Annotated in this window: 19 protein-coding genes; 14 read left to right on the top strand and 5 right to left on the bottom strand. The window is 69.0% G+C overall.

The features are described from left to right. The first annotated feature begins 147 nt into the window (after nt 1-147). From FGX59_RS03170 to FGX59_RS03155, 4 genes are all read left to right on the top strand, one after another. Complete coding sequence (locus tag FGX59_RS03170; RefSeq protein ID WP_138465071.1) at nt 148-750, top strand: polysaccharide biosynthesis/export family protein; 603 nt, start codon at nt 148-150, stop codon at nt 748-750. A gap of 13 nt (nt 751-763) precedes the next feature. Next, nucleotides 764-2,140: a hypothetical protein gene (locus FGX59_RS03165; RefSeq protein WP_138465070.1), complete on the top strand. Its 1,377-nt coding sequence runs from the start codon at nt 764-766 to the stop codon at nt 2,138-2,140. Between the two features lie 90 nt (nt 2,141-2,230). After that, the gene (xrtD, locus tag FGX59_RS03160; RefSeq protein ID WP_138465069.1) at nt 2,231-3,832 is read left to right on the top strand and encodes a VPLPA-CTERM-specific exosortase XrtD; all 1,602 of its coding nucleotides are present in this window, start codon (nt 2,231-2,233) and stop codon (nt 3,830-3,832) included. Nucleotides 3,833-3,953: 121 nt separating this feature from the next. After that, entirely contained in the window at nt 3,954-4,598 is a 645-nt protein-coding gene (locus FGX59_RS03155) for a rhomboid family intramembrane serine protease (RefSeq protein WP_171060492.1), read from the top strand. A gap of 243 nt (nt 4,599-4,841) precedes the next feature. On the opposite strand, the gene FGX59_RS03150 is transcribed toward FGX59_RS03155, so the two are convergent. Then, nucleotides 4,842-5,186 (bottom strand): hypothetical protein, encoded by a 345-nt coding sequence (locus FGX59_RS03150; RefSeq protein WP_138465067.1) that lies wholly within the window; start codon nt 5,184-5,186, stop codon nt 4,842-4,844. Further along, entirely contained in the window at nt 5,183-5,521 is a 339-nt protein-coding gene (locus FGX59_RS03145) for a hypothetical protein (RefSeq protein ID WP_138465066.1), read from the bottom strand. Before FGX59_RS03145 ends, FGX59_RS03150 begins: the two co-directional genes overlap by 4 nt. Nucleotides 5,522-5,599: 78 nt before the next feature. Between FGX59_RS03145 and FGX59_RS03140 the strand changes: the two genes are divergently transcribed. Continuing rightward, nucleotides 5,600-6,817, top strand: coding sequence for a multidrug effflux MFS transporter (locus FGX59_RS03140; protein WP_138465065.1), 1,218 nt, complete (start codon nt 5,600-5,602; stop codon nt 6,815-6,817). Between the two features lie 68 nt (nt 6,818-6,885). Then, nucleotides 6,886-8,397, top strand: a complete 1,512-nt coding sequence (locus tag FGX59_RS03135; protein WP_138465064.1) for a YifB family Mg chelatase-like AAA ATPase — start codon at nt 6,886-6,888, stop codon at nt 8,395-8,397. Between the two features lie 10 nt (nt 8,398-8,407). Here the strand turns inward: FGX59_RS03135 and gshB are convergent, their stop codons facing one another. The 3 genes from gshB to rsmI form a co-directional block, all read right to left on the bottom strand. Next, a complete protein-coding gene (gene gshB / locus FGX59_RS03130) occupies nt 8,408-9,340 on the bottom strand; it encodes a glutathione synthase (protein WP_138465310.1) in 933 nt (310 codons plus the stop codon). 89 nt (nt 9,341-9,429) lie between these two features. Further along, the gene (locus FGX59_RS03125) at nt 9,430-9,780 is read right to left on the bottom strand and encodes a YraN family protein (RefSeq protein WP_138465063.1); all 351 of its coding nucleotides are present in this window, start codon (nt 9,778-9,780) and stop codon (nt 9,430-9,432) included. 1 nt (nt 9,781) lies between these two features. Next, on the bottom strand, nt 9,782-10,642 hold the full coding sequence (gene rsmI / locus FGX59_RS03120; RefSeq protein ID WP_138465062.1) for a 16S rRNA (cytidine(1402)-2'-O)-methyltransferase: 861 nt from the start codon (nt 10,640-10,642) through the stop codon (nt 9,782-9,784). 93 nt (nt 10,643-10,735) lie between these two features. Here rsmI and FGX59_RS03115 point away from each other — a divergent pair, with 93 nt between their 5' ends. The 8 genes from FGX59_RS03115 to FGX59_RS03080 all read left to right on the top strand — a co-directional run bounded on the left by FGX59_RS03115 (nt 10,736) and on the right by FGX59_RS03080 (nt 22,775). After that, nucleotides 10,736-11,914: a penicillin-binding protein activator gene (locus FGX59_RS03115; protein ID WP_138465061.1), complete on the top strand. Its 1,179-nt coding sequence runs from the start codon at nt 10,736-10,738 to the stop codon at nt 11,912-11,914. After that, nucleotides 11,895-14,702 carry a [protein-PII] uridylyltransferase gene (locus tag FGX59_RS03110; RefSeq protein ID WP_240722228.1) on the top strand — a complete coding sequence of 936 codons (2,808 nt, stop codon included), beginning with the start codon at nt 11,895-11,897 and terminating at the stop codon, nt 14,700-14,702. The genes FGX59_RS03115 and FGX59_RS03110 overlap by 20 nt, the downstream gene beginning before the upstream one ends. A gap of 7 nt (nt 14,703-14,709) precedes the next feature. Beyond that, nucleotides 14,710-16,287: a murein biosynthesis integral membrane protein MurJ gene (gene murJ / locus FGX59_RS03105; protein WP_138465060.1), complete on the top strand. Its 1,578-nt coding sequence runs from the start codon at nt 14,710-14,712 to the stop codon at nt 16,285-16,287. A gap of 38 nt (nt 16,288-16,325) precedes the next feature. Beyond that, nucleotides 16,326-17,330 carry a ligase-associated DNA damage response exonuclease gene (locus tag FGX59_RS03100; protein WP_138465059.1) on the top strand — a complete coding sequence of 335 codons (1,005 nt, stop codon included), beginning with the start codon at nt 16,326-16,328 and terminating at the stop codon, nt 17,328-17,330. Further along, the gene (locus tag FGX59_RS03095) at nt 17,327-18,922 is read left to right on the top strand and encodes an ATP-dependent DNA ligase (protein ID WP_138465058.1); all 1,596 of its coding nucleotides are present in this window, start codon (nt 17,327-17,329) and stop codon (nt 18,920-18,922) included. Before FGX59_RS03100 ends, FGX59_RS03095 begins: the two co-directional genes overlap by 4 nt. Before the next feature lie 116 nt (nt 18,923-19,038). Then, nucleotides 19,039-20,301: a sorbosone dehydrogenase family protein gene (locus FGX59_RS03090; RefSeq protein ID WP_138465057.1), complete on the top strand. Its 1,263-nt coding sequence runs from the start codon at nt 19,039-19,041 to the stop codon at nt 20,299-20,301. After that, nucleotides 20,301-20,876 (top strand): c-type cytochrome, encoded by a 576-nt coding sequence (locus FGX59_RS03085; RefSeq protein ID WP_138465308.1) that lies wholly within the window; start codon nt 20,301-20,303, stop codon nt 20,874-20,876. Before FGX59_RS03090 ends, FGX59_RS03085 begins: the two co-directional genes overlap by 1 nt. A gap of 78 nt (nt 20,877-20,954) precedes the next feature. Continuing rightward, nucleotides 20,955-22,775 (top strand): M3 family oligoendopeptidase, encoded by a 1,821-nt coding sequence (locus FGX59_RS03080; protein WP_138465056.1) that lies wholly within the window; start codon nt 20,955-20,957, stop codon nt 22,773-22,775. Nucleotides 22,776-23,295: the final 520 nt, after the last annotated feature.

The following is a 23,295-nucleotide window of genomic DNA, read 5'->3' as shown; positions in this document are numbered from 1 at the left end:
GCCCGCTGCCCCGCCGCCCGACTGTGGCACGGGGAATACGCCGCAGTTGTTTGGAGCCGCGAGGGCAATCGGAGGTTGGGTTCACGACCTTTTGCAGTCTACTCTCGCAGCAAAGCCCCGTCAGGGCCGTCTAGTCGAGAGGCACGCATGCTCAGACCGATTATCGCAGCACTTTTCCTGATCCTCAGCGGCGTGATGGCCGTGGCCCAGCAATACACGCTTGCCCCTGGCGACACGCTCTCGGTCGAGGTGCTCGAGGATCCCGCGCTCAACCGCAATGTCCTGGTGCTGCCCGACGGCCGCATCACCTTCCCCTTCGTCGGCTCGATCCCGGCCCAGGGCCGCACGCTTGCCCAGGTCCAGGCCAACCTGACCACCGCGCTGGCGCCGAATTTCGCCACATCGCCGACGGTCTTCGTCAGCCTGTCGCGGCTCTCGCCGGATGCCGGGGCCTCCTCGACGATCACCGGCGACACGATCGCGGTCTACTTCCTCGGCGAGGTGAATGCGCCCGGCCGCATCGAGATCCCCAAGGGCACCACGCTTCTGCAGGCGCTGGCCATGGGCGGCGGGCTGACCAATTTCGCCGCGACCAAGCGCATCCAGCTGCGCCGCACCGGCTCCGACGGGCGCGAGATCATCTACCGCTTCGACTACCGCGCGATCTCCCGCGGGGCCCAGATCACCGGAGCGACGACCATGGCGGATGGCGACGTCCTGCTGGTCCCGCAGCGCCGCCTGTTCGAATAAGGAGCAGCCGAGCGTGAGCCGCCCCTCCCTCTTCGCCGGCGCGCTTGCCGTCGGCGCCGCCGCCGCTTCAGGACAGGCCACCGCGCAGGATGCCGGAGGGGTGGTCCATACCGCCCGGATCAGCAGCTCGATGGAGGCCAATGACAACTATTCGCTCTCCGAGGACTCGCCGGGCGACTCCTTCATCTGGACCAACACGCTGACCCTCGGCATGTCCTCCATCACGCCGGTGGACAGCTTCAGCGGCACCGTGGCGGGCGACCTGCGCTTTGCCGAGCTGCCCGCCGGGGCGGATTCCGGCACCGATCTCGACAACGGGACCGTCAATCTCGACTATGCCCGCCAGGTCTCCGACAACAGCCTGTCGCTGAACTTCTCGGCCAATGACGCGGATGTCGAATTCCTCGATCCGCTGCGCTCCTTCAACGACGATGGCAGCTTCGACGACACCCGGGGCACGGGGCGCCGCACGCTGATGCGCGGCGGCGTGGCACTGACGCTGAACGGGGACGGGCCGGTGCGCTTCGCCTTCTCGGCCAATGCCTCGGAGACGAATTTCTACGACACCACCGACGAGGGGCTGGTCGACCGGGAATTCCAGGAGGTCAGCGCCATGATCGGCGCCGACGTGACCGATACGGCCGAAATCTACCTGGAGGGCAGCGCCTACAACCGCAAGCGCGGCAACGGCAATGACTCGGACTCGGCCACGCTGCGCCTCGGCGCCAAGGCCGATGTCAGCCCGGTGACCGTGCTCGACGCCAATATCGGCTACCAGCGGGTCAATGTGGATGACGAGGACGGCACCAGCGAGACCAACGAGGGCGTCGTCGCCGGCCTGACGCTGACCCGCGCCCTGCCGAACGGCACGATCTACACCCGCATCGATAGCAGCTACTACGAGGGCGGCCAGGAGGCGAGCATGCTGGTCGGGCGCGAATTCGAGCTGCCCGCGGGCAGCTTCGCGGGCGAGATCGGCGCGACCGTCACAGATGCCTCGGATGCCAATCCGGTCTTCAACCTCGCCTACAACACCGGCACCCCGACCTCGCAGTTCCGGGTCGTGCTCAACCAGAGCGTCGCGGTCAATGACGATCTCAACGACCGGCTGAACCTGAACCTGACGACCAGCTACACGCATCTCGTCAACCCGACCTCGTCCTTCACGCTCTCGGCGCTGGCCGGGCGGCGGCAGGATCTGCAGACCGAGTTCGAGGACGAGAGCCTGACGCGCTTCACGCTGACGGCGCAGTACGACCAGACGATCACCCGCGACTGGGCCGTCTCCACCGGGGTCCGCCACCGCACGCGGCTGGAGGACTCGGCAGGCGACTCGCATTCCAACGCCGTCTTCCTGACGCTGACGCGGAGCTTCGGAGCGCAGCGCTAGAACTACCGGCGCTTCACTCGACTATCTTATATCTGTCCGGGAGCGGGCCCGCATAGCTCGCTCCCGGGATTTGTTTTAAAGGGCTTGGAGATGGCAGCAGATACGACGGATCTGGGGGTGGGGCCGGACAACGTGGCGGTTGCCGCGAATTGGCGCGGGTTCACCTGGCTGGTCCTCGCCATCGCTGCCGCGCTGCCGGTCTTCTGGTACGGCTTCACCGCGCTGGCCCGCGCCTGGGTGACGCCGGAATACAGCCACGGGCCGCTGATCCCGCTGATCTCGCTCTATCTCTTCCTGCGCGAGCTGCGCCATAGCCCCCCTGCCCCGGATATCGTGCCCCGCCGCTGGCCCGGCGTCGCGGTCATGCTCTTCGCGCTGGCCGTCGCCGCACTCGGCAATATCGTCGATATCGCCGACATCGTCTGCTACGCGCTGATCGTCTACATCATGGGGCTGGTGCTGGTCTGCTTCGGCTGGGACCGCGGCCGCCGCCACTGGGCGCCGGTGCTGCATCTGGTCTTCATGCTGCCGCTGCCGCAGATGTTCTACTGGAAACTGTCGATCTTCCTGCAGGGCGTCTCCTCCGAGCTGGGCGTCGCCGTGGTGCAGCTGGCCGGCATCCCGGTCTATCTCGACGGCAACATCATCGACCTGGGGGTCTACAAGCTGCAGGTCGCCGAGGCCTGCTCGGGGCTGCGCTACCTCTTCCCGATCCTCAGCTTCTCCTACCTGTTCTCGATCCTCTACCGCGGGCCGTTCTGGCACAAGGCGGTGATGCTGCTCTCGGCGGCGCCGATCACCGTGGCGATGAACAGCTTCCGCATCGGCATGATCGGCATCCTCGTCAACTATTTCGGCATCGAGCAGGCCGAGGGATTCCTGCATTTCTTTGAGGGCTGGGTGATCTTCCTCGCCTGCGTCGGCCTCCTCTTCCTGATGGCGATGGGCCTGCAGCGGCTGACCCCCGATCCCCTGCCGCTGAGCCAGGCCATCGACCTGGAGACCCACGGGCTCGGCCGCGAGGCGACGCGCATCTTCGCCGTCGCCCCGAGCGGCGCGCTGATCGCCGCGGCGGTGCTTTCGGCGGCGCTGTCGATCGGCTGGACCCAGTTCCGAGAGCCGCAGATCATCGTGCCCGAGCGCCGCGACTTCCTGACCTTCCCGCGCAGCTTCGACGGCTGGTACGGCGATTTCGTCCGCCTCGACCCGGCAGTGGAGCGGGTGCTGGGCGCCGACGACTACATCAACGCCACCTACCGCAGCGCGCGCAGCGGCGACTCCTTCAACTTCTTCGTCGCCTATTACGACGACCAGACCACCGGCGGCGGGCTGCACTCGCCCGAGGTCTGCCTGCCCAATGGCGGCTGGGAGGTCTACAGCCTGGAGCCCTACCGGGTCGACATGACCGGCACCGGCTACGGCAGTTTCGACGTCAACCGCGCGGTGATCCAGAAGGGCATGTCGAGCCAGCTCGTCTATTACTGGTTCGAGCAGCGCGGCAAGCGGATGACCAACGACTTCCTCACCAAGCTGTCGGTGCTGAAGGATGCCTGGGTGATCAACCGCAAGGACGGCGCCATTGTCCGCTTCGTCGTCGATATCCGCGACGGAGACGAGGCCGCGGCGGATGCGCGGCTGCAGGCAAATATGCGCGAGCTGCTGGGGATCCTGCCCGAGTATCTGCCGAACTGAGCCAGAAGGGGCTTGCCTCTGCGCCGCTCCGGCGATCTTCTGGAGCTCTTCCGCGGCCGCCGCATGACAGAGCCGCATGACAGAGGATGACATGTCCCCCGCCACGTCCAGACCGACCCGCATGCCGATTGCCGTCCTGCTGCTCATCATCGTCAACTGCGCCGTCGAGGCCGTCCTGGCCGCGGCGGATTTCCGGCTGGTCGGCTCGCCCTACTGGCGCAGCCTCGCCTATGACTACGGCGCCTTCTTCGCGCCGCTCCTGCGCGACTGGACCCCGAATTTCGCGCTGCAGCCGGTGACGATGTTCGTCAGCTACGCCTTCCTGCATGCCGGCTGGCTGCATCTCGTCGTCAACATGCTGGCCCTGTCGAGCTTCGGCTCCGAGATCGAGCGCCAGGCCGGCACGGCGAAATTCCTCGCCGCCTACCTGATTACCGCGATCGGCGGCGCGGCCTGTTACGGGCTGCTGTCGGATTCCCCGACGCCGATGGTCGGCGCCTCGGGCGCGCTCTTCGGGCTGCTGGGCGTCTGGATCTGCTGGGGCTACCAGGAGCGGCGGCATTACGGCGAGGGCATGCGCGAGATCTGGCGCGCGCTGCTGATCCTCGTCGCCTACAACGTCGTCTTCTACCTGCTCCTGCACGGGCAGCTGGCCTGGGAAACCCATCTGGGCGGCTTCGTCGCCGGCTGGGCGCTGGCGCTGGTCTGGGGACGCCCGATCTACCGCCGCAAGCGCCGCGGCCCCGCCCCTGCCGAGCACCGCTGAGCGGGTCCGGAAGAAAAGAAGCGGCCCGGTCTGGGCTGACCGTGGCCGCTTATCAGAGGAAGGGGTAACTGAAACACTCGTACGCTTGCGCCGCACGTGACCTCGACGCAGCTTCAGATTGCGCCCCTGCCTCCACTGCTGCCCACAAAATCATGCCGCCGGGGCCGCACTGCAGCGCCCGGCGCCCATGACCGCGCCAGGTTTCACGGCATTTGCCGAAAAAACCGGCGAAAGGTTAACGGATCAGAAGAAGATTTCCGGGAAGGACTGCTGCGCGATGGCCAGGTCGATCCTCAGCAGCGCCTCGTAATCCGCCGGGTCGAAGGGCTCCGCGGCCGGGACGACCTCGCGGCCGAAAAGCCAGGACAGCCGCCCGGCATCGAGATTGCCCCGTTCGAAGGGCTCCTCGCCGAAATGCTCCCAGAGCGCGGCCATGAAGGCGGCGTCCACCGCCTTGTCGACGGCCTTGCGGTCGCGGAACCGCTCGCGCCGGGTGATCGGCGTCACGCCGCGCGGATTGGCGCGGCGGATCGTGAACTGGTAATCGCTCCCGGGATAGCGGCCCGGAAAACCCCTGTGCTTTATCATCTCAACCTCGCATGCGCGATCCAGCGCGCCCGCTTCCGCGGATCCTCGAGCAGCCCGCCGATCCGCGCCCCGATCCCCGGCGGCGGCTGCACCCCGCCGGACATCTCTCCCCCGGCCCGCACCTCGAGCCCCGCCGCCGTCGCGCGGATCTCGACAACCGGCGAAAAGCCCCGCAGATCCTGCAGCATCCGCCACAGATCCTTGCGGATCTCATGGGCCAGCACAACCGGCCGGAGCGCCGGGAAGGCCGCGCCGGCGGCAATGTCGAGCCGCCCCCGGCCCGGCCGGCAGAGCAGGACGCTGTCCCCGTTGCGGATCACCTGCCAGCGGCGCATGGATGCACACCTCTCTCGCGCGCCGGGAGGGGCACGCAGCCATGGACAAGGCCGCTCTTTGCCGTCATGAGACGGGTAATGCAAGCCATGATGCCTTCGCGCTTCCTCGACCGGAAGACGCCCCCCAAGATCCTGACGCTCGTGCTCATCGCCGGTCTCTCGGCGGCGACGATGAACATCTACCTGCCCTCGCTGCCGCGCATGACCGAGCATTTCGGCGCCGATTACACGCTGCTGCAGGCCTCGGTGACGGTCTACCTGGCGATGAACGCGGTGCTGCAGCTCGGCATCGGGCCGATCTCGGACCGGTTCGGGCGGCGGCCGGTGCTGCTGGTGGCCTGCGGGCTCTTCTGCCTGGCGACGCTGGGGATCATCTTCGCGCCGACGATCGGCATCTTCCTCGGCTTCCGCATGGCCCAGGCGGTGATCGTCTCGGGGCTGGTGCTGAGCCGCGCCATCGTCCGCGACATGTACCCCGCGAACGAGGCCGCCTCGCGCATCGGCTACGTGACGATGGGCATGGCGCTGGTGCCGATGGTGACGCCGATGCTGGGCGGCATCCTCGACTCCGCCTTCGGCTGGAAGGCGAATTTCTGGGCGCTTCTGATCTGCGGGATCGGCGTGCTGGCGCTGATCTGGTTCGACTTGGGCGAGACCGCGCCCAAGCGGTCCGGCGGATTCTCCAGCCAGTTCAAGGACGTGCCCGAGCTCTTCACCTCGCGCCGCTTCTGGGGCTACTGCCTGACCACGACGCTCGCCTCGGGCGCCTTCTTCGCGTATCTCGGCGGCGCGCCCTTCGTCGGCTCGGTGATCTTCGGGCTGTCGCCGGCCAAGGTGGGGCTGTTCTTCGGCGCCCCGGCGATCGGCTACATGATCGGCAACGGAATTTCCGGGCGCTATTCGGTGCGCTTCGGGCTGAACGCGATGATCGTCACCGGCGGCATCCTGTCGAGCCTCGGCATGGCCGCCTCGCTGATCCTCTTCTACGCGGGCGAGGCGACGGCGGCGGTGTTCTTCGGCTCGATGACCATGGTCGGGCTCGGCAACGGGCTGGTGATGCCGAACGGCACGGCGGGGATGCTCTCGGTGCGCCCGCAGCTCGCGGGCACCGCCTCGGGCGTCGGCGGCGCGATCATGATCGGCGGCGGCGCGGCGCTCTCGGCGATCGCGGGCGCGGTGCTAAGCGAGGAGACCGGCGCCCTGCCGCTGGTCTGGCTGATGTTCCTCAGCGTGATCGCCGGGCTCGGCTGCATCGCCTATGTCATCCGCCGCGAGCGCCAGCTCTCCCGCATCTGACCCTGTGCCGTTAAGGCCGCGTTAACCACGAGGGACGCATCCTCGCCCGTCTGCGGCGGGAGGGATCCATGGTGGCGCGCGCCTTCACGGTGAGTTTCGACGGGCTGGAGGCCCGCCCGGTCGAGGTGCAATGCGCCGTCACGCCGGGCCTGCCCGCCTTCTCGATCGTCGGCCTGCCGGACAAGGCGGTGTCCGAGGCGCGCGACCGCGTGCGCACGGCGCTCAGCGCGATGTCTATCGCCCTGCCCTCGAAGCGGATCACCATCAATCTCGCGCCCGCGGGCCTGCCGAAGGAGGGCTCGCATTTCGACCTGCCGATCGCGCTGTCGCTGCTCTCGGCGCTCGGCATCCTGCCGGGCGACGCGGTGGAGCGGGCGGTGGCGCTCGGCGAGATGTCGCTCGACGGCTCGCTGGTGCCCGTCGCGGGCGCCCTGCCCGCCGCGCTGGCCGCGGCCTGCGAGAACCGCGCGCTGGTCTGCCCCAAGGCCTGCGGCGCCGAGGCCGCCTGGGTCGGCGCGGCCGAGGTGCTGGCCGCGGCCTCGCTCTCGGACGTGGTGCGCCATTTCACCGGCCAGTCGCCGCTGGCCCCGGCCGAGCCGGGCGAGGTCCTGGCCGGACATGACGCCGGCTGCCTCTCCGAGGTCAAGGGCCAGGAACGCGCCAAGCGCGCGCTGGAAATCGCCGCGGCCGGGCGCCACCATGTGCTGCTGATCGGCACGCCGGGCTCGGGCAAGTCGATGATGGCGGCGCGGCTGCCGGGGCTGCTGCCGCCCCTGACCGCCGCCGAGGCGCTGGAAACATCGATGATCCATTCGCTGGCCGGGCTGCTCGACGAGGGCGGCATCTCCCGCGCGCGGCCGTTCCGCGATCCGCATCACACGGCCTCGGTCCCCTCGATCACCGGCGGCGGCAAGAGCGCGCGGCCCGGCGAGATCTCGCTGGCGCATAACGGCGTGCTCTTCATGGACGAATTCCCGGAATTCCCGCGCCAGGTGCTGGAGGCGCTGCGCCAGCCGATCGAGACCGGACAGGTCATGGTCTCGCGCGCCAATGCCCATGTCCGCTATCCCTGCCGCTTCATGCTGCTGGCCGCGGCCAATCCCTGCCGCTGCGGCTATCTCTCCGATCCGGCGCGGGCCTGCAGCCGCGCGCCGCTCTGCGGCGAGGACTATCTGGGCCGCATCTCGGGCCCGCTGATGGACCGGTTCGACCTGCGCGTCGAGGTGCCGCCGGTGCAGTTCCAGGATCTCGGCCTGCCCGCCACCGGCGAAAGATCCGCCGAGATCGCCCGCCGGGTGGAGGCCGCCCGCGCCCGCCAGGCGGCGCGCTTCGACGGCCATCCCGGGCTGCGCCAGAATGCCGATGCGGCCGGGCGCGTGCTCGAGGAGATCGCGCCGCTCGATCCGGAATGCCGCGAGATGCTCGGCCGCGCGGCCGAGCGCTTCGGGCTCAGCGCCCGCGGCTTCCACCGCATCCTGCGCGTCGCCCGCACCATTGCCGATCTCGCCGCCGAGGAGGCGATCCGCGCCCCCCACATGGCGGAGGCGCTGAGCTACCGGCTGGCGGCCGGCCCGGCCTGAGCCGGGCGGCTCAGAGCTTGGCTTCGATCGCCTGCCAGATCTTCGCGGCGACATTGATGCCGTCGAAGCGCTCCAGCTCCTGGATGCCGGTCGGCGAGGTCACGTTGATCTCGGTCAGCCAGTCGCCGATCACGTCGATGCCGACGAAGATCTGTCCGGCCTCGCGCAGGGTCGGGCCGATCGCGGCGCAGATCTCGCGGTCGCGCTCGGTCAGCTCGACCTTCTCGGGGCGCCCGCCGACATGCATGTTGGACCGGGTCTCGCCCTCCGACGGCACGCGGTTGATCGCGCCCACCGGCTCGCCATCGACCAGGATCACCCGCTTGTCGCCCTTGGCCACGGCCGGAAGGTAGGCCTGGGCGATCAGCGGCTCGCGGTTGATGCCCGCGAAAAGCTCGTGCAGCGAACTGAGGTTGCGGTCGTTCGGGTCGAGCCGGAACACCCCCGCGCCGCCATTGCCGTAGAGCGGCTTGAGGATGATGTCGCCATGCTCGGCCTTGAAGGCCTTGAGCCGCGCCAGGTCGCGCGCGATCATCGTCGGCGGCGTCAGCTCGGGGAAGCGCAGCACCAGCAGCTTCTCGGGATAGTTGCGCACCCAGAAGGGCTTGTTCACCACCAGCGTGCGCCCGTCGAGCAGGTCGAGCATGTGGGTGGTGGTGATGTAGCCCATGTCGAAGGGCGGATCCTGGCGCAGCCAGACGACATCGACCTCGGCCAGATCCAGATCCTCAGGATCGCCCAGCGTGACGAAGGGGGTCTCGCCGCGGCGGATCTGCGCGGGCCGCGCCATCGCCCGCACCGTGCCGCGGTCGAAGGTCAGCTGCTCGGGGCCGTAGACATAGATCTTGTGGCCGCGCGCCTGGGCCTCTTCGGCCAGCCGGTAGGTGCTGTCGGCATTGGGATCGACCGTTTCGATCGGATCCATCTGGAAAGCGATTGTCAGCATGAACATCCCGTCCTTTTGGGACCCATCTGACCCATTCCCGGCGCCGGTGCAATCGTCTCGTGCCCGGCTCATGGCACGGAAGCGCCTCAGTGCAGGATGTTTTCCACCACCTGCGTCTGCCCGTGCCCGTCCACCAGCGCCAGGTCGAAGCGCATCGGCGTGTCCATCTGCGCCGGTTCCCCGGCGACGTATTCGCAGGCGGCCTCGCAGATCCGGCGCATCTGCCGGTCCGTGAAGCGCGCCAGCGCCTGCTCGAAATTGCGGCTTTTCTTGACCTCGACGAAGACCAGCCCGGCGGCATCCTCGAGGATCAGGTCGATCTCGCCGCCCCGGCCGCGCCAGCGCCGCGCGCGCAGCCGGTGGCCCGACGCCTCGTAGTGGCGCGCGACGCAGTCCTCTGCCGCCAGCCCCGCATGGTATCCCGTCGCGCCGTCCATCTCAGTCCTCCTGCCGGAGCGAGAGCGCCATCTGGTAGACCGTCTTGCGCGGCATCCCCAGGCTCTCTGCCACTTCCTTGACCGCATCTTTCATGCTCAGCCTTTCCATGGCATTAACCAGCGCCGTCTCGACATCCTCCTCGCCGGCCTCGGGCGCCTCCGTCCCGGCCACGACCAGCACGCATTCGCCGCGCGCGGGCGTTTCGCGCAGCATTTCGGCCAGTTCCGAGACCGTGCCGCGCAGCACCGTCTCGTAGGTCTTGGTCAATTCGCGGCACAGCGCCGCCGGGCGGCCGGGACCGTGGGTCTCGCAGAGCGCCTCCAGCAGCTCGCCGATCCGGCGCGGCGATTCGTAGATCACCTGGGTCGCGCCCGAATGCGCCTGGTCGGCCAGCCAGGACAGGCGCGCCGCCGCCTTGGCCGGGGGAAAGCCCAGGAACAGGAACCGGTCGGTGGGCAGCCCGGCCAGCGACAGCGCGGCCACGGCGGCGCTCGGACCGGGGATCACCGTCACCGGCAGGCCCTCGCGGGCCAGCTCCGCCACCAGCCGGTAGCCCGGATCCGAGATCAGGGGCGAGCCCGCCTCCGAGGTATAGGCGACACTTCGCCCCTGCCGGATCTCGCCGGCCAGGCGCTGGACCGCCGCGTCGGAGGAATGGTCGTGATAGGCGACAAGCGCCCGGCCCTCGCGCGGAATTCCGTGGATTTGCAATAGCTTCTGCAAGGTCCGCGTGTCTTCGGCGGCAAGGATGTCCGCTGCGGCAAGCACATCGAGCGCCCGCAGGGTGATGTCCCTGGCGTGGCCGATGGGGGTTGCGACAAGGTAAAGCCCCGGCTGGAGCTCGGTCTGCTGATAATTCACGGTTTATGCCGCTCCCGGAGCCGAGTAAGCTCGTCACGAACGAGTGACGCGGGCAGCATAGGCCGCCCGCCCCCGGACCGCAAGGAGACCCCCATGGCCACGTCCCGTGCCATCGACCGCCGCCACTTCCTCCGGCTGAGCCTGCTCCCCGCCGCCGCGCTGCCTCTTGCCGCCTGCGACCCGGGCGCGTTCGGCGGCGGAATGTCCACGGGCGGGCGCCCGGGTCCGGTGCAGGTCGGCCTGCTGGTGCCCTCGGGCGCCGCCGATCCGCAGCTCGGCATCATCTCCGACAGCCTGACCAAGGCGGCGCAGCTCGCCGTGGCCGAGGCCGAGCCGGGGCTGGTGACGCTGCGCACCTATTCCACCGCCGCCGATCCCGGCCGCGCCCAGCAGGCCGCGCAGCAGGCCAAGGCCGACGGCGCCAATGTCATCCTCGGCCCGCTCCTGGCGCAGAACGCCGCCGCGGTGGGCACGGTCATGGCCTCCTCGAACACCGCCGTGCTGACCTTCTCGAACAATTCCGACATTGCCGGGCGCAACGTGCTGATGCTCGGCAACACCTTCGAGAACATCGCCGCCGAGCTGGGCCAGTACGCGGCCGGCCAGGGCCGCCGCCGGGTCTTCATCATCAATGCCCGCTCCGCCGCCGAGCAGGTGATCCGCGACGCCGCCATCTCGGGGCTGTCGGGCACCGGCGTGCAGGTCGTGGGCTCCGCCGAGTTCGAACTGTCGCAGGAAGGCCTGGCCGCGGCCATGCCGGGCATCGCCAATTCGGTGCGCGCCGCGGGCGCGGATGCGCTGCTCCTGACCTCGGACACCCAGGCGGCGCTGCCGACGCTCGTCGGCATGCTGCCCGATTACGGGCTCGGGCCGTCGGCGATCCAGTACATGGGCATGGCGCGCTTCGACCGTCCGCCCTCTGCGACCTCGCTGCCGGGGCTGCAGGGCGGCTGGTTCACCATGCCCGACGCCGCGCCGACCGCGGAGTTCAACCAGCGCTACATCGCCGCCAACGGCGCAGCGCCGCACCTTCTGGCACCCTTGGCCTATGACGGCATCCGCGTGATCGCCCAGCAGGCGCGCAAGTCCGGCCCGGCCGGGGTGACCCCGCAGGCGCTGATGAATGCCGGCGCCTTCTCCGGCGCGACCGGCACCTTCCGCTTCCTCTCCGACGGCACCAACCGCCGCAGCCTCTCCGTGGCGACCATCCGCAACAATTCCGTAACCATTCTCAAACAGGCTTCCTCCCGTCTTGGCGCAACCGGTTCCTGATCGTTCCCTCCTCCGTATCGATTCCTATGTCCCGCCTGCCGATCTCATCCTCCCCGCGGACGAGATCTTCGACATCGCGCGGATCCATACAGCCCTCGACACCCTGGCCGACGAGGCCGGGGACAACCGCGGCATCCAGCAGGGTGCCGTGGAAATCCTCATGCTGGCGCGCAAGGGCGGCGACAACGCGATCGCCGAGGCGATCCGGCGCGCGCCGATGCAGTCGGGCCGCGCGGTGCGCTCCTACGCCTACCTGATGGACTGCATCGTCCGCACCGTCTTCGAGGTGGCGACGCGGTTCCTGCATCCGGCGAATTCACGCAGCCAGCTCAAGGGGCTGGCGCTGATGTCGGTGGGCGGCTACGGCCGCGCCGAGATGGCGCCGCACTCGGATGTGGACCTGCTGTTCCTGACCCCCTCGAAACCCTCGGCCTGGGCCGAGAGCGTGATCGAGAGCTGCCTCTACATCCTGTGGGACCTGCGGCTGAAGGTCGGCCATTCCAGCCGCTCGATCTCCGAGACGATCTCCCGCGCCAAGGGCGACATCACCATCCGCACCGCGGTGCTGGAGACCCGCTACCTGATCGGCAATCCCGAACTGGCCGAGCAGCTGGTCGAGAAGCTGCGCAGCCAGCTCTTCGCCAAGACCGGCCCGGAATTCGTCGCCGCCAAGCTGGAGGAGCGCGCCGCGCGCCACAAGAAGCAGGGCGGCCAGCGCTATGTCGTGGAGCCGAACGTCAAGGAGGGCAAGGGCGGGCTCCGGGACCTGCAGTCGCTCTTCTGGATCGCGAAATACCTGCACGGGGTCGATGACGCTGCCGACCTCGTCGATCTGGGCGTCTTCACCCAGGACGAATTCGACCGCTTCGACCGGGCCGAGCGCTTCCTCATGGCGGTCCGCAACCAGCTCCACCTGATCGCCGGGCGGGCCATGGACCAGCTGACCTTCGACCAGCAGGTCGAGGTCGCCGAGCGGCTGGGCTATGTCGACCGCGGCGGCCGCCGCGCGGTCGAGCATTTCATGCAGGACTATTTCCGCCACGCCACCACGGTGGGCGAGCTGACGCGGATCTTCCTGACCCAGATCGAGGCGACCCACGTCACCAAGACCTCTTTCATCGAGAATATCCGCCTCTTCGGGCGCAAGCCGAAGCTGACCGGCGCCTTCGAGATGGAACATGGCCGGCTGCGCCACCGCGAGGATGCCGATTTCCTGGCCGACCCGCTGAACTTCCTGAGGATGTTCGAGCAGGCGCTGGAAACCGGGCTGCTGATCCATCCCGACCTGATGCGGCTGGTGGCGGCGAACCTGCACCTGATCGACGCCAGGATGCGCAACGATCCCGGCGCCAACGAGATCTTCCTGCGGCTGCTTCTCGAGCACGGCAATCCCGAGCGCGCGCTGCGGCGGATGAACGAGCTCGGCGTGCTCGGCGCCTTCATCCCGGAATTCCAGCCGGTCGTGGCGATGATGCAGTTCAACATGTACCACCAGTACACGGTGGACGAACACACCATCCAGTGCATCTCCACCCTCGCCGAGATCGAGCGCGGCGAGCTGGAGGAGTCGCTGCCGACCGCCAGCCGCATCATGAAGGAGGGCGGCGTCAACCGGCGGGTGCTCTACCTGGCGCTCTTCTTCCACGACATCGGCAAGGGCCGCAACGAGGACCACGCGATCCTGGGCGCGCGCATCGCCCGCAAGGTGGCGCCGCGCTTCGGGCTCGACGAGAAGGAATGCGAGACCGTCGAATGGCTGGTCCGCCAGCACCTTCTGATGTCCGACATGGCGCAGAAGCGCGACCTTTCCGATCCGCGCACGATCCGCGATTTCGCCCGCGCGGTGCAGACCAAGCGGCGGCTCGACCTGCTCCTGGTGCTGACCTGCTGCGACATCATGGGCGTCGGCCCCGGCGTCTGGAACAACTGGAAGGCGACGCTGCTGCGGCGGCTCTACAAGCTGACCGAGGGCGCGCTGGCCACTGGCCTGGAGCATCTCAACCGCGACGCGCTGGTCCCCGAGGCCAAGGAGCGGCTGGCCGAGCTGCTGGCGGACTGGCCCGCCGACAAGCTCGAGTCCGAGCTCGACCGCCACTACCCGCCCTACTGGCAGGGGCTGGCCACCGCCACCCAGGCGATCTTCGCGACGCTGCTCGACGGGCTCGGCAATGACGAGATCCGGCTGGAGCTGACCGCGGACGAGAACCTGGACGCGACCCAGTGCTGCTTTGCCATGGAGGACCATCCGGGCATCTTCGCGCGGCTCGCCGGCGCGCTGGCGCTGGTCGGCGCCAACGTGGTCGACGCGCGCAGCTTCACCACCAAGGACGGCTACGCCACCGCGACCTTCTGGATCCAGGATGCCGACGGCCATCCCTACGGGCCGGACCGGATGGACCGGCTGCGGGCGATGATCCACAAGACCCTGCTGGGCGAGGTCGTGGCGCGCGAGGCGATCAAGTCGCGCGACAAGATCAAGAAGCGCGAGCGCAAGTTCGAGGTCCCGACCCGGATCACCTTCGACAACGAGGGCTCCGAGATCTACACGATCATCGAGGTCGATACCCGCGACCGGCCCGGCCTGCTCTTCGATCTCAGCCGCACCTTCGCCAATGCCCATGTCTACATCGCCTCGGCGCAGATCGCCTCCTATGGCGCGCAGGCGGTCGACACCTTCTACGTCAAGGACATGTTCGGGCTGAAGATCGTCAGCCCCGGCAAGCAGGAATCGCTCTCCCGCAAGCTCGAAGAGGCGATGCGCAAGGGCGAGATGCGCGCCACCGAGTGAGGACAAGTTGAAACCCATACGCCTGATTTCGGGCTTCGTCACCGTAGGCGGCTGGACCATGGCCAGCCGCCTTCTCGGTTTCGCCCGCGACATCCTGCTGGCCGTCATGCTGGGCACGGGCCCGGTGGCCGAGGCCTTCCTGGTGGCCTTCGCGCTGCCCAACATGTTCCGCCGCTTCTTCGCCGAGGGCGCCTTCAACATGGCCTTCGTGCCGATGTTCTCGAAGCGGGTGGAGAACCACGAGGAGGCCCGCGCCTTCGCGCAGGAGGCCTTCTCGGGGCTGGGCTTCGTGCTGATCGTCTTCTCGGTGGCGGGCGTGATCGCCATGCCGCTCCTCGTCCTCGCCATGGCGGCGGGCTTCGCCGGGGACATCCGCTTCGAGCTGGCGGTGGAATTCGGCCGGGTCTGCTTCTTCTACATCCTCTTCATCTCGCTCGCCGCGCTGCTGACGGGCGTGCTGAACGCGGTCGGGCATTTCGCGGCGGGCGCCGCCGCGCCGGTGGTGCTGAACCTGATCCTGGTAGGCGCGCTCGTGATCGCGCAGAGCGGGCTGATCCCGGTCTCGCCGCGCGCCGAGGAGATCGCCGGACTGCATAGCGGCCGGGTGCTGGTCTGGGGCGTGCTGGCCGCGGGGATCGGGCAGTTCCTGCTGATGTGGTGGACGGCGCGCAAATGGGGGTTCCGCATGGGGATCACCCGGCCGCGCTACACGCCCGACATGCGCGCGCTGGTGCGGGTCGCGGTGCCTGCGGCGCTGGCGGGCGGGGTCGTGCAGATCAACCTGCTGGTCGGCCGCCAGGTGGCCAGCTATTTCGACGGCGCGGTGGCGTGGCTGGCCTATGCCGACCGGCTCTACCAGCTGCCGCTCGGCGTGGTCGGGATCGCGGTCGGCGTGGTGCTGCTGCCCGATCTCTCGCGGCGGCTGGCCGCGGGCGACGACCATGGCAGCCGCTACGGGCTGAGCCGCGCGGGCGAATTCGCCCTGGCGCTGACGCTGCCCGCCGCGGTCGCGCTGATCGCCATTCCCGTTCCGCTGATCTCGGTCCTCTTCCAGCGCGGCGCCTTCGACAACACCGACACTGCCGCCACGGCGATGGCCGTCGCGGTCTATGGCGCGGGGCTGCCGGCCTTCGTGCTGCAGAAGGTGCTGCAGCCCCTGTACTTCGCGCGCGAGGACACCGTCCGCCCGTTCCGCTACGCGGTCTGGGCGATGGTCATCAACGCCGTGGTGGCGATCGGCCTGTCGCCGGTGATCGGCTTCATCGCCGCCGCCTGGGGCACGACGCTGGCGGGCTGGGCGATGGTGGTGCTGCTCTGGCGCGGCGCAAGGCCGATGGGCGAGGTCGCCCGCTTCGACGACCGGCTGGCCCGCCGCCTGCCGCGGCAGGTGCTGGCAAGCCTCGTGATGGGCGCGGTGCTGTGGCTCTCGGCGCAGGCGCTCGACAGCGTGCTGCATAGCGGCGGCTGGCGCTATCTGGGGCTGCTCGCGCTGGTCGGCATCGGGCTCGTCTCCTATGCCGCCGCCTCGCACCTGACCGGCGCCTTCACGCTGCGCGACCTGAAATCGGCGATGCGCCGCGGCTGAGGGCTTGGGTTTCCGCCCGGACCGGCTAGATCAGGACCATGGCACCGGTTCTGAGCTTCACCGGGCGGGGCCTCTACTGTCCCGCCGGCGATTTCCACATCGACCCGCTGCGCCCGGTCGACCGGGCGCTGATCACCCATGGCCATGCCGACCATGCCCGCCCCGGCCATGGCGCCTATCTGGCCAGCGAGGGCGCCGCCCCGGCGATCCGCCACCGGCTGGGCGACATCCGGATCGAGACCCTGCCCTTCGGCACCCGGCACCGCATCGGGGACGCGACGGTCAGCTTCCACCCGGCAGGGCATCTGCCCGGCTCGGCGCAGATCCGCGTCGAGGCGGGCGGCGAGGTCTGGGTAGTCTCGGGCGACTACAAGACCGGCGCGGACGGGCTGAGCGAGCCCTTCGAGCCGGTGCGCTGCCACGCCTTCATCACCGAATGCACCTTCGGCCTGCCGGTCTTCCGCTGGCGCCCGCAGGCAGAGGTCATGGCCGAGATCGACGCCTGGTGGGCAGAGAACCGCGCCGCCGGACGGGTGACGGTGCTGGGCGCCTATTCGCTGGGCAAGGCGCAGCGGCTGCTCGCCGGGATCGACGCGACGGCCGGGCCGGTGCTGGCCCATGGCGCGGTCGAGGCGATGAACGCGGTGCTGCGCGCCCAGGGCTGCCGCCTGCCCGAGACGCTGCCGCTGACGCCCGAGACCCGCGGCCGCGACCATCCCGGCGCGCTGGTCATCGTCCCGCCCTCGGCGATGGACGGCGCCTGGACCAGGCGCATGGGCCCGGTCTCGACCGGCTTCGCCAGCGGCTGGATGCAGCTGCGCGGCGTGCGGCGGCGGCGCTCCATGGACCGGGGCTTCGTGCTGTCGGACCATGCCGACTGGGACGGGCTGAACAGCGCCATCCGCGCCACCGGGGCAGAGCGGGTCTTTGCCACCCATGGCTATACCGAGGTGTTCCGCCGCTGGCTTGAGAGCCAGGGCTATGACGCCGCCGTCGTCGAGCACGGCGCGGAGCGCGGCGCCGGGTTGGAGGACGGCGAATGAAGCGCTTCGCCCGGCTCTTCGACGCGCTCGACCGCACCACGCGGACCAGTGCCAAGACCGCTGCGCTGGCCGCCTATCTGGGCGAGGCGCCGGAGGAGGACCGGCTCTGGGCGATCGCGCTCCTTTCGGGGCGGCGGCCGAAGCGCGCGGTCACGGCAGGCAAGCTGCGGGACTGGGCGGCGGAGCATGCCGGGCTGCCCGCCTGGCTGGTCGAGGAAAGCTATCCGGTGGTCGGCGACCTCGCCGAGACGATCGCGCTGATCCTGCCGCCGCCCCAGCGGTCGGAGGAGCGCAGCCTGAGCGGCTGGATGGCCTGGCTGGAGACGCTGCGCCCGCTGGAGGACGAGGCGCGCAAGGCGGCGATCCGCGAGGCCTGGGACGGGCTGCCCGCGACCGACCGGCTGGTCTTCAACAAGCTCCTGACCGGCGGTTTCCGCGTCGGCGTCAGCCAGAAGCTCGTCACCCGCGCGCTCGCCCAGGCCACCGGCATCGAGGAGCCGCGGCTGGCCCACCGGCTGATGGGCGACTGGACGCCCGCGACCACGACCTATGACCGGCTGATCCTCGAGGACGACCCCCAGGACCGGCTGAGCCGCCCCTATCCGTTCTGCCTCGCCCATCCGCTCGAGGAGCCCGGCGCGCTCGGCCTGCCGGGCGACTGGCTGGCGGAGTGGAAATGGGACGGCATCCGCGGCCAGATGATCCGCCGCGGCGGCGAGCTCTACCTCTGGAGCCGGGGCGAGGAGCTGGTCACCGCCCGCTTCCCGGATTTCGCGCCGCTGCTCGACCATCTGCCCGACGGCACGGTGATCGACGGCGAGATCCTCGCCTGGGACAGCGCGGCGCAGCGTCCCCTGCCCTTCGCGCAGCTGCAGAAGCGGCTGGGCCGCAAGACCGTGCCGAAGAAGCTGCTGGCCGAGGCGCCCGCGCGGCTGCTGGCCTATGACCTGCTCGAAGCCGGCGGCCGGGACCTGCGCGAGCGCCCGCTGGCAGAGCGCCGCGACCGGCTCGCCGCGCTGCTCGGGGGCCTGCCGCCGGAGGTGCCGCTCGGTCCCTCGCCCGCGCTCGGCTTCGACAGCTGGGAAGCGCTGGAAGACCTGCGCGCCACCGCGCGGGAGCGCCGCGCCGAGGGGCTGATGCTCAAGCGCGCCGGCAGCCCATACCATGCCGGGCGCAAGCGCGGCGACTGGTGGAAATGGAAGCTCGACCCGCTGACGGTCGACGCGGTGATGATCTACGCCCAGGCCGGGCACGGGCGGCGCGCGACACTCTATACCGATTTCACCTTCGCGGTCTGGGACGGCGACGCGCTGGTGCCCTTCGCCAAAGCCTATTCCGGGCTCAGCGACGCCGAATTCGCCGAGATCACCCGCTGGGTACGCCAGAACGCACTTCAGCGCTTCGGCCCGGTGCGCCAGGTGCCGCCCCAGCATGTCTTCGAGATCGCCTTCGAGGGCATCCAGGAAAGCCCGCGCCACAAGTCCGGCATCGCGCTGCGCTTTCCGCGGATGCTGCGCTGGCGCCGCGACAAGCCCGCGGCAGAGGCCAATACCCTGGCAGACCTCCAGGCCCTCCTGCGCCGCCACGGCTGAGTCGCGCGCCTTCCGGCGCGGTAAACATCGACTTTAGGATGATTGAGATTCGATTAATTGCAACCAAAGGTGGAGAAAAACTGGAAAAATTAATCGACCAATTGGGAGGATTGGACATGAGGAAAACGGCACTTCTGACCGTGGCGGCCGCGCTTGCGGGATCGACGGCCCTGGCGCAGCAGGTCCCCGACAACCTGGAGAAGCTCTCGAATTTCCAGTCGACCGGGACGACGGAATTCACCTTCGTGGAACAGGGCGGCGACTATGCCGAGGGCATCCGGCGCAACCTGGAACGGATCAACCTGCCCGACGGCTTCAAGATCGAGCTCTATGCCGTGGTCCCGGACGCGCGCCACATGGCGGTGGGCCCGCAGGGCATCGTCACCTTCGTCGGCACGCGCAAGGACAAGGTCTGGGCGGTCACCGACCGCAACAAGGACCGGGTCGCCGACGAGGTGAAGGACTTCGCCCCCTCGCTGCAGTTCTCGATCCCGAACGGGCCCTGCGTCTCGGATGACGGCTTCCTCTACATCGCCGAGCAGAACCGCGTGCTGGTCTTTCCGGCGGCCGAGTTCTTCTACGAAAGCCCGGATGTCGCCGCCTTCAACGTGGTCAAGAAGGGCGAGCTGATCCCGGTCGAGGAAGAGAGCTTCAACCACACCGCGCGGGTCTGCAAGATCGGGCCGGACGGCAAGATCTACATCTCGCTCGGCCAGCCCTTCAACGTCCCCGCCCCCGAGAAGCTGGACCTCTATGCCGAGCAGGGCATCGGCGGCATCATCCGCATCAACCAGGACGGCACCGACCGCGAGGTCTATACCCGCGGCATCCGCAACTCGGTCGGCCATGCCTTCCACCCGGTGACGGGCGAGCTGTGGTTCACCGACAACCAGGTCGACGGGATGGGCGACGACATTCCGCCGGGCGAGCTGAACCGGCAGACCGCGATGGGGCAGAATTTCGGCTTCCCCTGGTATGGCGGCGGCAGCGTGCGGACCAATGAATATGCCGACCAGGAACCGCCCGCGGATGCCGTCATGCCGGTCACCGAAATGACCGCCCATGCCGCCGATCTGGGGATGATGTTCTATACCGGCAGCCAGTTCCCAGAGAAGTACCGGAACGCCGCCTTCTCCGCCCAGCACGGGTCGTGGAACCGGACGGAGCCGGTCGGCGCGCGGATCATGGTGACCTATACCGGCCAGGGCGCCGATCCGGACGATTTCCGCACCGAGGTCTTCGCCGATGGCTGGATCGACGAGAATGGCGAGTATCTCGGCCGTCCGGTCGACGTGGCGCAGCTGCGCGACGGCTCGCTCCTGGTCTCGGACGACCTCGCCGGGGCGCTCTACCGCATCTCCTACGAGCCTGCCCAGTGATCCGGGCGTTGCTATTCGTTCTGGGCGGGGTTCTCCCCGCCCAGGCGGCCCTGGCCCAGGACGGCGATGACGGCGACCCGGCGGCGGGCCGCAAGGTGGCCGGGATGTGCCGCACCTGCCACGGTCTGGACGGCTATGCGGTGATCCCGATCGCGCCGCATATCGGCGGCGAGCCCGCCAGCTACCTGCGCCGCCAGCTCGAGGCCTTCCGAAGCGGCGATCGCGTGCACGAGATGATGACCATCGTCGCCCAGGGGCTGAGCGAGCGGCAGATCCTCGATGTCACCGCCTGGTACGCCGCGCAGCATGCCACGGCCGAGCTGGCCGCCGATCCCTCGGGCGCGCCCGAGCTCTGCGCCGGCTGCCATGGCGCCGACGGCATCGCGGTGATCGAGGACGCGCCCAACCTCGCCGGCGAGACGGCGATGTATGTCGACACCCAGCTCAAGGCCTTCCGCCTCGGCAAGCGGCAGAGCGAGATCATGGGCCCGATCGCCGAAGGCCTCTCGGACGAGGAGATCCGCGCCGCGGCCGACTGGTATGCCAAGGTCAAGCTGACGGTCACCGGCGACTAGGCATGTTTCCTGCACATGGCTTGATCCTCCCGGGGGGGCGGCCTTAAGTGGGAGACAGCATAACGCAGGAGAGACCGCATGCAGTTTGCCCACCCCGTCCGCGACGCGAATGCCCCGGCTGGGGCCGATGGCCTCGGCAACCTGCCCGACTGGGACCTGACGGATCTCTACCCCGCCCCCGACTCCCCCGAATTCGCCGCCGACATGGAGACGCTCGAAGCGCTCTGCGCCAGCTTCGCCGCCGATTACGCGGGCAAGCTCGGCACGCTCGACGCGGCCGGGCTCCTGCGCGCGGTGGAGCGCGACGAGGAACTCTCGACCATCGCCGGGCGGCTGATGTCCTATGCCGGGCTGCGCTACTACCAGAACACGATGGATTCCGAGCGCGCCAAGTTCATGGCCGACGCCCAGGACCGCATCACCACCATGACCGCCCAGCTGGTCTTCTGGTCGCTCGAGCTGAACCGCATCGAGGACGGCAAGCTGGCCGCGATGTTCGCCGAAAGCGAGGGGCTCGCCCGCTACAAGCCGATCTTCGACCGGCTGCGCGCGATGAAGCCCCACCAGCTTTCCGACGAGCTGGAGCAGTTCCTGCATGACCAGTCCGCCGTCGGCGCCGCCGCGTGGAACCGGCTCTTCGACGAGACCATCGCCGGGCTGGAATTCATCATCGACGGCGAGCCGCGGCCGCTGGAGGCGACGCTCGACCTGCTCTCCGACAGGGACCGCGCCCGCCGCGAGGAAGGCGCCCGCGAGATCGCCCGGGTCTTCGGCGAGAATGTCCGCACCTTCTCGCGCGTGCACAACACGCTGGCCAAGGAGAAGGAGATCGAGGACCGCTGGCGCAAGATGCCGACCGCGCAGACCGGCCGCCACCTGTCGAACCATGTGGAGCCCGAAGTGGTCGAGGCGCTGCGCAACGCCGTGGTCGGGGCCTATCCGAAGCTCTCGCACCGCTACTACGCGCTGAAGGCCAAATGGCTCGGGCTCGACACGCTGCAGGTCTGGGACCGCAACGCGCCCCTGCCGATGGAGACGGACCGCAAGGTCGGCTGGGACGAGGCCAGGGCGACCGTGCTCGACGCCTATGCCGGCTTCGATGCGAAGATGGCCGAGATCGCCGCGCCCTTCTTCGAGAAGGGCTGGATCGACGCGGGCGTGAAGCCCGGCAAGGCGCCCGGCGCCTTCGCGCATCCGACCGTGACCACCGTGCATCCCTATGTGATGCTGAACTACCTGGGCAAGCCGCGGGACGTGATGACCCTGGCGCATGAGCTGGGCCATGGCGTGCACCAGGTGCTGGCCGCCGACCAGGGCGAGCTTCTCAGCTCCACTCCGCTGACCCTGGCCGAGACCGCCTCGGTCTTCGGCGAGATGCTGACCTTCCGCGCGCTCCTCGAGAAGGCCGCGACCAAGGAAGAGCGCCGGGTGATGCTGGCGGGCAAGGTCGAGGACATGATCAACACGGTCGTGCGCCAGATCGCCTTCTACGATTTCGAGTGCAAGCTCCACGCCGCGCGGCGCGAGGGCGAGCTGACCCCGGACGACATCAACGCGCTGTGGATGAGCGTCCAGGCCGAGAGCCTCGGCCCGGTCTTCGAGTTCATGGACGGCTACGAGGTGTTCTGGGCCTATATCCCGCATTTCGTCCACTCGCCCTTCTACGTCTACGCCTATGCCTTCGGCGACGGGCTGGTGAACGCGCTCTACGCCGTCTACGAGGAGGGCGATGCCGACTTCCAGGCGAAGTATTTCGAGATGCTGAAGGCGGGCGGCTCCAAGCACCACAAGGAGCTGCTGGCGCCCTTCGGGCTCGACGCCTCGGACCCGGCCTTCTGGGACAAGGGCCTGTCGATGATCTCCGGCATGATCGACGAGCTGGAGGCGATGGAGGACTGATCCTCCGCCCCGCAAATCCCGGAAACCGGCGCCCCGGCGCCGGTTTCTGCACGTCAGCGGCGGCGGTTCCCGATTTGCAGCCCCGGCCCTGCCTCTGCCCAAAGCCGTCCCGCGCGCCCCGGGCAACCAGCTGTCGGTCTCCGTTCTTCGGAGCCTGCAGGTCCTCGGGCACTTCCTCCGTCTCCGCGATTTCCGGACAGCTCCCGGGCTGCCGCGGACCCCGGGGCTCAGGCCTCATGGCCAACAGATGACGGCGGCGGCGATCGCGATAGCCGAAAGGCCAGTGGGCATCGCTCATGGCGGGTCGCAACGCGGCGCCGTTCCCGAGGCGGCCGAACAAGCACTCGATCCATCGGCAAGCATGGCGCCACCGGTCGTGCGGGTCCGAAACCTTCCGGCATCGCAGCGACAGGAGGCACGCCAGAATGTCGTGTGTGGACGCCCCCGCGAATGCAAGCAGAACTTAGGAAGGTGGCGGGATGTGATCGGGTGCAGTCGTGTGTCCGGCCTGTCATTGCGG

The organism is Poseidonocella sp. HB161398, assembly GCF_005870025.1.
GTDB lineage: Bacteria > Pseudomonadota > Alphaproteobacteria > Rhodobacterales > Rhodobacteraceae > Mangrovicoccus.
This window is presented reverse-complemented; position numbering and strand designations above follow the sequence as displayed.

Bases quoted from the DNA above. Each gene is read 5' to 3' on its own strand.
- FGX59_RS03125 (WP_138465063.1), bottom strand. From the start codon at position 9,780: ATGGACGGCGCGACGGGATACCATGCGGGGCTGGCGGCAGAGGACTGC.
- FGX59_RS03115 (WP_138465061.1), top strand. From the start codon at position 10,736: ATGGCCACGTCCCGTGCCATCGACCGCCGCCACTTCCTCCGGCTGAGC.
- FGX59_RS03150 (WP_138465067.1), bottom strand. From the start codon at position 5,186: ATGATAAAGCACAGGGGTTTTCCGGGCCGCTATCCCGGGAGCGATTAC.
- FGX59_RS03155 (WP_171060492.1), top strand. From the start codon at position 3,954: ATGCCGATTGCCGTCCTGCTGCTCATCATCGTCAACTGCGCCGTCGAG.
- FGX59_RS03080 (WP_138465056.1), top strand. From the start codon at position 20,955: ATGCAGTTTGCCCACCCCGTCCGCGACGCGAATGCCCCGGCTGGGGCC.
- FGX59_RS03145 (WP_138465066.1), bottom strand. From the start codon at position 5,521: ATGCGCCGCTGGCAGGTGATCCGCAACGGGGACAGCGTCCTGCTCTGC.
- FGX59_RS03090 (WP_138465057.1), top strand. From the start codon at position 19,039: ATGAGGAAAACGGCACTTCTGACCGTGGCGGCCGCGCTTGCGGGATCG.
- xrtD (WP_138465069.1), top strand. From the start codon at position 2,231: ATGGCAGCAGATACGACGGATCTGGGGGTGGGGCCGGACAACGTGGCG.
- FGX59_RS03135 (WP_138465064.1), top strand. From the start codon at position 6,886: ATGGTGGCGCGCGCCTTCACGGTGAGTTTCGACGGGCTGGAGGCCCGC.
- FGX59_RS03100 (WP_138465059.1), top strand. From the start codon at position 16,326: ATGGCACCGGTTCTGAGCTTCACCGGGCGGGGCCTCTACTGTCCCGCC.
- FGX59_RS03140 (WP_138465065.1), top strand. From the start codon at position 5,600: ATGCAAGCCATGATGCCTTCGCGCTTCCTCGACCGGAAGACGCCCCCC.
- FGX59_RS03170 (WP_138465071.1), top strand. From the start codon at position 148: ATGCTCAGACCGATTATCGCAGCACTTTTCCTGATCCTCAGCGGCGTG.
- FGX59_RS03095 (WP_138465058.1), top strand. From the start codon at position 17,327: ATGAAGCGCTTCGCCCGGCTCTTCGACGCGCTCGACCGCACCACGCGG.